The sequence below is a fragment of the Pseudomonas sp. GW821-FHT04D07 genome, from assembly GCF_059420225.1.
In genome coordinates, this window is record NZ_JBWKTH010000064.1 from 1 (window position 1) to 1,434 (window position 1,434).

Sequence of the window (1,434 nt, forward strand, 5' to 3'; positions counted from 1 at the left end):
ATCAGACCAGCTTCTCGAACTCAGGGATAGCTTCGAACAAGTCCGCCACCAGGCCGTAATCGGCCACCTGGAAGATCGGTGCTTCTTCGTCCTTGTTGATCGCGACGATCACCTTGGAGTCCTTCATACCGGCCAAATGCTGGATCGCGCCGGAGATACCGACGGCGATGTACAGCTGTGGCGCGACGATCTTGCCGGTCTGGCCAACCTGCATGTCGTTCGGTACGAAACCAGCGTCGACCGCCGCGCGGGAAGCGCCGACCGCGGCACCGAGCTTGTCGGCCAGGGCGTACAGGTGCTTGAAGTTGTCACCGTTCTGCATGCCACGACCGCCGGAAACGACGATCTTGGCAGCGGTCAGTTCAGGACGGTCGGACTTGGCCAGCTCCTCGCCGACGAACGACGATTTGCCTGCATCGTGAACCGCGGCAACCGCTTCAACCGCAGCCGAACCACCTTCAGCGGCAACCGGGTCGAAACCGGTGGTGCGCACGGTGATGACCTTGACGGCGGCGTTCGATTGCACGGTGGCAATGGCGTTACCGGCGTAGATCGGACGCTTGAAGGTGTCAGCGCTTTGCACCGAGATGATCTCGGAGATCTGGTCGACGTCCAGCTGAGCGGCAACCCGTGGCAGGATGTTTTTGCCGTTGGAAGTAGCGGCAGCCAGAATGTGGCTGTAGCCCTTGCCCAGCTCGGCAACCAGGGGCGCGACGTTTTCCGGCAGTTGATGGGCGTAGGCGGCGTTGTCGGCCACCAGCACTTTCGACACGCCAGCGATTTTCGCAGCGGCTTCAGCGACTGCACCCACGCCCTGGCCTGCAACCAGCACGTGAATGTCACCACCGATCTTTGCCGCGGCAGCCACGGTGTTCAGGGTGGCTGGGGCCACGACCTTGTTGTCGTGTTCGGCGATTACCAAGATAGTCATAGTCAGATTACCTTCGCTTCGTTTTTCAGTTTCTCGACCAGTTCTGCAACCGACTTGACCTTGATCCCGGCGCTACGCGCAGCCGGCGCTTCGACTTTCAGGGTCTTGTTGGTGGAGGCGGTGGAAACGCCCAAAGCATCCGGAGTCAGCACTTCAAGCGGCTTCTTCTTGGCTTTCATGATGTTTGGCAGGGACGCATAACGCGGCTCGTTCAAACGCAGGTCGGTGGTGACGATGGCCGGCAGGCTCAACGACACGGTCTGCAGGCCGCCGTCGATTTCGCGGGTCACGGCAACCTTGTCGCCGGACACTTCGACTTTCGAAGCGAAGGTGCCTTGGGCGTAACCGCTCAGGGCCGCCAGCATCTGACCGGTCTGGTTGTTGTCGCTGTCGATGGCCTGTTTGCCAAGGATCACCAGCTGTGGCTGTTCCTTGTCGACAACGGCTTTCAACAGTTTGGCCACGGCCAGGGAGGTCAGCTCTTCAGCCGATTCAACCAGGAT

At 60.5% G+C, this 1,434-nt stretch carries 2 protein-coding genes; both read right to left on the minus strand.

The window, feature by feature from the left end; genetic code table 11:
* Position 1: 1 nt before the first annotated feature.
* Positions 2–931 (minus strand): electron transfer flavoprotein subunit alpha/FixB family protein, encoded by a 930-nt coding sequence (locus AC07T0_RS31695; RefSeq protein WP_495004868.1) that lies wholly within the window; start codon positions 929–931, stop codon positions 2–4.
* A 2-nt stretch (positions 932–933) separates the two neighbouring features.
* Positions 934–1,434 (minus strand): electron transfer flavoprotein subunit beta/FixA family protein (locus tag AC07T0_RS31700; protein ID WP_495004869.1); only part of this gene is annotated, 501 nt, incomplete at its 5' end.

What these genes read in the sequence shown, in the direction of transcription:
- AC07T0_RS31695 (WP_495004868.1), bottom strand. Translation starts at nt 931, where the DNA reads ATGACTATCTTGGTAATCGCCGAACACGACAACAAGGTCGTGGCCCCA.